The sequence below is a fragment of the Flavobacterium sp. genome (genome assembly GCF_035456085.1).
Classification (GTDB): Bacteria; Bacteroidota; Bacteroidia; order Flavobacteriales; family Flavobacteriaceae; genus Flavobacterium.
Window position 1 is genome coordinate 1 of the sequence record NZ_DATIDY010000139.1, and the last position, 8,535, is coordinate 8,535.

At 34.6% G+C, this 8,535-nt stretch carries 5 protein-coding genes and 2 pseudogenes; 1 reads left to right on the forward strand and 6 read right to left on the reverse strand.

Annotated features, from left to right (window positions below):
• The first annotated feature begins 195 nt into the window (after nt 1-195).
• Entirely contained in the window at nt 196-1,422 is a 1,227-nt protein-coding gene (locus VLC96_RS10975; protein ID WP_325262921.1) for a site-specific integrase, read from the forward strand.
• 792 nt (nt 1,423-2,214) lie between these two features.
• Here the strand turns inward: VLC96_RS10975 and VLC96_RS10980 are convergent.
• From VLC96_RS10980 to VLC96_RS11005, 6 genes and pseudogenes are all read right to left on the reverse strand, one after another.
• Nucleotides 2,215-2,433, reverse strand: a complete 219-nt coding sequence (locus tag VLC96_RS10980) for a hypothetical protein (RefSeq protein ID WP_325262923.1) — start codon at nt 2,431-2,433, stop codon at nt 2,215-2,217.
• A gap of 50 nt (nt 2,434-2,483) precedes the next feature.
• Nucleotides 2,484-3,104, reverse strand: a complete 621-nt coding sequence (locus tag VLC96_RS10985; protein WP_325262924.1) for a DUF305 domain-containing protein — start codon at nt 3,102-3,104, stop codon at nt 2,484-2,486.
• A 143-nt stretch (nt 3,105-3,247) separates the two neighbouring features.
• Nucleotides 3,248-4,492 (reverse strand): type II restriction enzyme NmeDI-related protein, encoded by a 1,245-nt coding sequence (locus VLC96_RS10990; protein WP_325262925.1) that lies wholly within the window; start codon nt 4,490-4,492, stop codon nt 3,248-3,250.
• 35 nt (nt 4,493-4,527) lie between these two features.
• A pseudogene (locus tag VLC96_RS10995) lies at nt 4,528-7,065 on the reverse strand (heavy metal translocating P-type ATPase).
• A 13-nt stretch (nt 7,066-7,078) separates the two neighbouring features.
• Nucleotides 7,079-8,344, reverse strand: a complete 1,266-nt coding sequence (locus tag VLC96_RS11000; RefSeq protein WP_325262927.1) for an efflux RND transporter periplasmic adaptor subunit — start codon at nt 8,342-8,344, stop codon at nt 7,079-7,081.
• Nucleotides 8,344-8,535 (reverse strand): annotated as a pseudogene (locus VLC96_RS11005) (efflux RND transporter periplasmic adaptor subunit); the annotation flags it as partial. The gene VLC96_RS11000 and the pseudogene VLC96_RS11005, both read right to left, overlap by 1 nt.

Sequence of the window (8,535 nt, forward strand, 5' to 3'; positions counted from 1 at the left end):
AGTGGTCCCACCTGGGCTCGAACCAGGGACCACCTGATTATGAGATAGATAAATAGCCTTTGCACTTAATTGCATTTAGCTTCAAAGTAACTATATATCAACTACTTATGAATTTTTAAAAATACTTTTGTTTCATTCAACTTCATAAAATACATGCATTTGTTGTACGGATGTTGTACTTAAAAATATGTAAGAATGAAAGCTAGTTTAAAAATTATACTAAAAAAAACAGAGTTAAGTGATGGAACATATCCAATAAACTTAAGAATTACTATTAATAGAAAATCCAAATTCTATAAAACTCCTTATAACGTACTTCCAAAATTTTGGAACGACAAAGCAAGTGAATTTAAATCACAATTCCCAAATTATTTACAAGCTAATCGGATATTGAATTCGATAAAACATGATGCTTCTAAAATTTTAAATAAACTGATTGAAGAAGGGCACGAATATTCAATTGAAGCATTTGATGCTTTATTTAGACCACAAGAAGTAGAAAAAATAAATTTCATTGCTTATTTCGAAAAGAGAAAATTACAGCTCAAAGAGTCTGGAAAAATAAGTTCTAGTTGTTCTTATCGTGATACCATTTCTGCTCTTATGCGATTCCAGCCTGAACTTTCAACCTACTCATTCGCAAAAATTAATTATACTTTCTTAGTAGCTTTTGAGGCTCATTTGCGCTCAAGAGGTTGCCATGATGGCGGAATTGGGGTATATATGCGCAATATTAGATCTGTTTATAATTCGGCTATTAAATCAAAAATTGCATCAAGTGAAACATATCCTTTCAGAGATTACATAATTTCAAAATTGAAATCCAGCAAAGTAAAAAAAGCGTTAAGCAAACAGGATTTACAATTACTATTAGATTACGATTTTTCAACTAATAAAGAGGGCATTAAAGCATTGTACACTTATTTGTTCAGTTTCTACTGCCGTGGTATGAATTTTACTGATATAGCTGAATTAAAATGGAATGATGTGGACTTAAGTAGTTTTTCATATGTCAGAAATAAGACTCTGGTAAAATTAAATGTAAAAATTCCGGATAATAAATACATGACCGAAATTTTACAATACTTTAAAATCTATCGCCCTTTTGAAACTGATTATATTTTCCCAATTTTAGAAAAAGACAAAAACCATTATACCAAAACAGAACTCAGGGATCGAAAAAAAAGTGTGCTAAATTATTACGGCAAACTTCTTAACACCATATCACTTGAATGTGGCATTAAAACAAAAGTTACTTTTTATACTGCCAGACACACTTTTGCAACACTATCTTTAAAGAAAGGATTAAGCACAGTAATGATAAAGCAAGGATTAGGACATCAATCTATTAAAACAACTGAAGCATATTTGGAAGATTTTAGTACAGAAGAATTGAACATTGCCTTTGAGAATTTAATCTAAAAAATTAGTTCAACTTTAAAATACAAAACCTCATCCTTTGCCAATGTAATAGTAGTTTCTGATCAACTTGCATCTTTATACGGGAGGATTATCAATCCATTGTTTTTCTATAATTTTCAAAACAAAAAAAGAGAAAAAAAGAAAGTCGTCGTATTAGTGGAGGTTTCAAAAGAAGTCAAGTTTTTTTGAAAAAATACTACCCGACTTATAATCAAAAACGTGTTGGGAATCGGAGATTGATTATAAAAAAGAACCTGAAATGAATTCAGGTTGAAGGGTGGAGATTTTTTCAAAAACCCAGAGGGCTTGAACTTTACTTTTTGAAAACGGAACTTACCTTTACTTTCTTTTTTATTTTTTTTCGAAGGGAGGTGCTCTTCTTTTCCGATGGCTGTGCGAAGGAGCAACAGCTGAAACAACCAGGGGCGACAGACATAATACGGCTGGAATGCAGTGGAACGTACCCGCGGCGGCGGGGGAGCGGAACGGAATGAAGCGGTATTGTGGATGTACTAGCCCCGACGAACGTAGGAAGAGAGCGTGTGGAGATGAGGGCGAGGAAGCGTAGTGGTGGCCTGCCCTTTTTTCGGGGCTGGCCGACGCTATGCTGACGAGTGGACTGTGGAACGGAGGAAGGAGGCTTTTTCTGCCGACGACCGACTGGAACAGCCGAACGGAACAAAGCAAACGACCGGAGAGAGACCGCTTGATTGCTTCGCCTGTTCGAGCTAAAGCTCTCGGGTGCCCAAGTTGTTTGAAATGGATATAATCTGATAAATGATTAACTTGGATTTAAATTGATTTTGCAATTTTATCCATAATGGAATGGTCAGAACCAAATTTGCAAATGGCATCACAATTGGCTCTCAATTCGGAAAACAATATGTATTTAATAATCATTTTTGAATTTTTTATTGCTGGTCGGTTGAGTTGCTGAATAACGTCTTTTTCTCTACTGTCTGGGATGATGATATAAAAAACTTCTTCACCGTTAGAAATACTAACATCCAAATCGGATTATAACGCACTAAAATTTAAAGCTGTTTTCAATTTTCGCACCGTTACCGACGATTATTTTTAAGCCAGTCACTCAATTCAATAATTTCTTGCGTCTGCATAGTTATCATCATTGTAGCCATTTCTTTTATTTCATCATTATTTCCATGATGCAAATAGGCAGAAGCGTTATCGGTTGCAGACTGATGATGTAAAATCATTAACGTAGCAAAATCATTGTCAGTATCACCTGTCAATGGTTGGGCATCAGCATTTTTATCCATTTTTAGCATATTATTTTTTTGTTCAGTTGTAAAGACTGGGTCACTATTGTCAATTGATAAAGTTTGCAGAATATCATTTATTTTCTTAATTTCTTGCTGTTGATCGGTAGTCATTTTGTTCGCAATTTCTTTTAAAGCTTCATTTTTTCCGCTTTCAAGTTCAACCTTAGCCATATTTATTGCACCCTTATGATGCATCGCCATCATTTTTAAAAAATCAATTTCTGGGTCTTTAGTGGGGACCATTGCGTCCATTCTACTGCTCATAGCATGAAGGGAATCCATCATTTGGTTTTCATCGTGAGATTGTAATACTAATCCATTTTGCTCGTTATCATTATTATTACAGGAGTAAAGCCCCACGAGTACTGTTAAGCTGAATAAAAAGTCTCTAATTTTCATAATTTTTACTTTAAAATTTAACATTAATTCACGTTATTTTATATTTCTAACTACAGTTGAATTAAATTAGTTTGTTTCTCTTTAAAATGATTATGAAATTGCTAGTAAAAATTACATAATTGCAATATTAGATATATAGTTTTTTAAATTGATTTTGCGATTTTTTCCATAATGGAATGGTCTGAGCCAAATTTGCAAATGGCATCACAATTGGCTCTCAATTCGGAAAACAATATGTATTTAATAATCATTTTTGAATTTTTTATTGCTGGTCTGTTGAGTTGTTGGATTACATCTTTCTCTCTGCTGTCTGGAATGATGATATAGAAAACCTCATCCCCATCAGAAATACTAAAATATAAATCGGATAGGCGGAGAATTCCCGAATAAATACTCGTGCTTTTCTCTACTTCGAATGCTCCAATTATATTATTTGTCCCTTTTTCAAACCAAAGAACATCAATAAGTTTTATTGTGTTTTGGGTATCTTTATCACAAGGCAGTTCAGGAAACTTATTGATGGAAATAAATGAGAAGCTTTGACCATTGAATGATTTGCTTTTATCATTACTCGCCGGGGTTACATCAAAACCTAATGAAACTCCAATTTTCAATAAATGGTATTGCATTTCATTGTGAAGATTTTCTTCTTGCTTTTCCTCCTGTATTTCTTTTTGGCGTTTTAAGATATTTTTTTCAAACTTATTACGTTCTTCTTCACTCAAATATTCATCATTACCGATAAGCATTTTTTGCGTTCCGATTTCAAAACATAATCCTGCTATTGCTCCTAAATCGTTTGACAATTCTGATTTATGTTTACTGTTGATTTCAATTAAGGTTTCTCTAATTTTTAAGTATTCTGACCAACTGCCTAATTTCTTTTTGTCTTTGAATAAAAAGTTAAATCCATTGAGAATAGCTGTATTAAATGGCGGAAACCAAGTTGGGTGTAAGAAGTATAAAATACTTGCCACTGCTGGACCAAGACCTTTTATTTTGAGTTCGTCTAATTTTACAATTTCTTTTACTACTTGTTCTTTTGTTTTGGCATTGATACAGTTTTCGAGAAATTGACCAAAAGCGATTTTATTGTTTTGGTTTTCGTAAATATCAGGAATTCTTAATTTTGGTTTCCAATAAAAAGGATGTGCTACACCAACAAAAACTTGTTTCTGCTCTGCTATACAACTCAATACAAGTTCTAAACTACTGCCTTTAAAATCATTTGGAAATGTTTTGTTTTTAATATCATCTATCACTTGCAAAATGCCACGACGAATAGTCCGAAATGCTTTTAGTCGCTGGTCATTATCTACAAACCAAGTATTGTAAACACTTTCAGTATCAGTTTTATATTGTTGAATTATTTGAGTAAGGTTGTTCATTTTTAATACAGTTATAACTTATTTCTTATTCGTTTTTATAATTTCAAACTTCTCAATCGCAAAGCATTTCCAATAACAGATACCGAACTAAAACTCATTGCTCAAGAAGCAATCATTGGTGAGAGCAAAATTCCAAAAAATGGATATAAAACCCCTGATGCTATTGGTACTCCTAAAACATTGTAGAAGAAAGCAAAAAACAAATTTTGTTTGATATTTCTCATTACAGCGTGGCTCAAATTCTTGGCTTTAACGATGCCTTGCAAATCGCCTTTTACTAGAGTGATTTTGGCACTTTCTATAGCTACATCAGTTCCTGTTCCCATTGCAATTCCAATATTGGCTTGTGCTAGTGCGGGTGCATCATTTATACCATCGCCTGCCATTGCTACAATTTTCCCTTCGGATTGTAAACGTTTTATTTCGTTTAATTTGTCTTCGGGTAAACAACTTGCTTTATAGGATGATAAGCTTAATTCATCGGCAACTGCTTTGGCTGTATTTACATTATCCCCCGTAAGCATAATTACTTCAACACCTTGTCGCATTAATTCTTTTATGGCATCCTTACTAGATGTTTTAATCGCATCAGTAATTGATACAAATCCTACAGCAATGTCATCAACAGCGATATATGAAACGGTTTTTCCTAGTTTTTGTTCGGCACTGATTTTGTTTTCTAAATCATCAGAAATAGTTACTTTGACTTGTTCCATTAGTTTTTTATTACCTAATGCTACTTTTTTATTGGTTACTGTTCCTGAAACACCTTTTCCTGCAACGGCTTCAAAATCCTTTACTTCAATTAATGAAACTGTTTTTGATTTAGCATAATTTACTACTGCTTGTGCTAATGGATGTTCGCTATATTGATTTAAAGAAGCAATGAATTGCAATAAATCATTATCGTTGTTATTGGATGTGTATATCTTCTCTACAGACGGTTTTCCTTCCGTAATGGTTCCTGTTTTATCTGTAATAAGCACATTTACTTTGTTCATATTTTCTAAAGCTTCAGCATTCTTAATTAAGACACCTGATTGTGCCCCTTTTCCAACACCCACCATTACTGACATTGGAGTTGCCAAACCTAAAGCGCAAGGACAGGCAATTATTAATACTGCAATGGCATTTATAAAACCATAGACTAATGCTGGTTCTGGACCAAATTTAGCCCAAATGAAAAAGGTTGATACAGATATAAGAATTACAATTGGGACAAAATATTTAGCGATACTATCCGCTAATTTTTGAATTGGTGCTCTTGAACGACTGGCATCATTTACCATCTGCACAATTTGAGAAAGCAAAGTTTCTGAACCTACTTTTTCGGCAATCATTACAAAGGACTTGTTACCGTTTATTGTTCCCGCAATTACATTATCATCTTTCTTTTTATCTACAGGTATTGGTTCGCCTGTAATCATTGCTTCGTCAATACTACTTTCGCCATCGGTAATTTTTCCGTCAACTGGTATTTTGTCTCCGGGTTTTACTCGCAATAAATCACCTTTCTTGATGTCGTGAATTGAAATCACTTTATCGCTTCCATCAATTACTAAAGTAGCTTCGGTAGGAGCGAGTTTTAATAATTCTTTGATAGCACCACTGGTTTGACTGTGTGCTCGCGCTTCTAATAGTTGACCTAATAAAACTAAAGTTAGAATAACTGTTGTGGCTTCGAAGTATAGGTGTACTGTACCGTGTTCCGTTTTGAATTCATTTGGAAAAATATCAGGGAAAAACATTCCGAGTAAACTAAATAGAAATGCTACACTTGTTCCAATACCAATGAGGGTAAACATATTCAAATTCCATGTGATTATTGATTTCCAAGCACGAACAAAGAATATCCAACAGGCATAAAAAACAACTGGAAGCGAAAATAGCAATTGTACCCAATTCCATTTTGAGACATCCATTAGTTGAAGTAAAGGATTGTTGTGTGCCATTTCTATCATTGCAATAGCGAAAATGGGAACTGTAAATCCTACCGCTATTTTCATTTTCTTAACCAAATCAGTATACGTCTTTTGGTCTTCACTTTCGCTTGGTTCCATTGGTACTAAATCCATTCCGCAAATTGGACAGGAGCCTGGAGTTTCACTCATTACATCAGGATGCATTGGACAAGTGTATAATGCTTTACTGACCGTTAGTTCAGGTGCTTTAACTAAATCCATTCCGCATACAGGACAATCGCCTGCTTTGTCGTAGACTTTTTCGCCTTCACAATGCATAGGGCAATAATATTTTCCATTAGCATTAACAGGAACTTTAATTTCTTTTTTATCACTGTGGGAATGTGTGGAGGAATGGAATTTTGAAGTAGTTTCGTTTGTTGAAGAATGCTCCTCGATTTTACCATTACTCATTTCAATGGTGTATTTTCCAGCAGTTGTCAAGGCTTCTTGCAATGCAAATGTTGGAACGTGTTTATCCATAGTGATGGTTGCTAATGGTGGGGTTAATGAAACTTTTGCTTCAATACCATCAATTGTATTCAATGTTTTTTCGACTTTAGAGCGACAGCCATCGCAAGTCATTCCGGTAACAGTGTATGTGTGTGTCATAATTTTTTAATATTTACATCTTCATTCCCTCCATCGGGTCACTTCCTTTTCGGAATTTATATTCGCTGTTAATGGCATAAGCTCCCGTTACTACCACTTTTTTTGAGGAATCTAAATCGGATTTGATTTCAATCATTCCATTGATTTCGGCTCCTGTTTCGACCATAACATTTTCAAATACACCGGTTCTTTTTTCTACCCAAATATAAGAGGCATTTTCTTCCCGAATCACTGCATCTACAGGTATAAACAATCCTTTAACATTGGATTGGGTTAATTTAGCAACGGCTTGCATTCCGGGTTTTAGCTGGGAATCGTAATTAGGAATTTCCAATCGAACCAGAAGTAGTCTGGTGTCGGGATTGATTTCGGGATTAATAAATGAAACTTTTGCATTAATTGTTTTATCCGGAAAGTCAGGAAAAACAACTTTAGCGATTTGTCCAGAATGTACATTTTTGGCATAGGACACATTTACTTGGGTTTCGAGCCAAAGACTGCTTAAATCGGCCAATTTAATCACTGCCGAACCTTCCATCGCATAACTGCCTTCTGTTGCGATTATTTCAGAAATATAACCACTTGCCGTACTGTAAAAAATAGTATTGGGAGAAACTTCAGCCTTGGTCTTTATACTTTCAATTTGGGCATTGGTCAAACCAAAAAACAATAATTTTTGTTTGGCCGATTTGAGCATATTTTGAGCATTTTTGCCAAAATCGCCCGGCATGGCCAATTGTTTGTAGGCTGTTAAATAATCCTGTTTTGCAATAGCAATATCTTCGCTATATAAAGAATAAACCGGTTCGTTTTTTTTGACGTATTCGCCAATGGTTTTGAAAAACAACTTATCGATACGTCCCATTGCTCTTGCCGAAACAGTATTGGCTTTCTCCTGATTAATGGCTAATACTCCGGTATAATTTTGCTCCAGACTGCTTTGGCTTTTTGAAATGGTTTGAGTAGTAATATTCCCTAGTCGGATTTGCTGTTTACTCAAACTTATTTCGTTGGCCTCGGAGTTATCATGCTTTATTGGCGTAAGCTTCATGTGGCAAATAGGGCATTTCCCCGGTTTGTCTTCCTTCACTTGCGGGTCCATCGAGCAAGTGTAGAAAATTTTCTCATCAGTCATTTTGTGCCCACTGTGGTCTTCTTTGTTTTTTGTATTACAAGCTATCATCGTTGTAAAGAGGAATGATAGTAAACTGATTTTTTTCATTGTATTACTCATCATTTTGATTTTAATTGTATTGGTGAATACTTCGTATTTCATCATTATTCGGTTTTAATAAAGCTTTCGCTGTCGATTAGATATTGTGCATTTTTGGCTATTGTATCTCCCACAGAAAGCCCTTCAAGGATTTGAACAAAATCATCTATTTCAAGTCCAGTTTGAATAGCTTTTGTTTTGAAACCATTATCCATTTTTACAAAAACTATTTTTTTCTCGCCCACGTTAACCAAAGC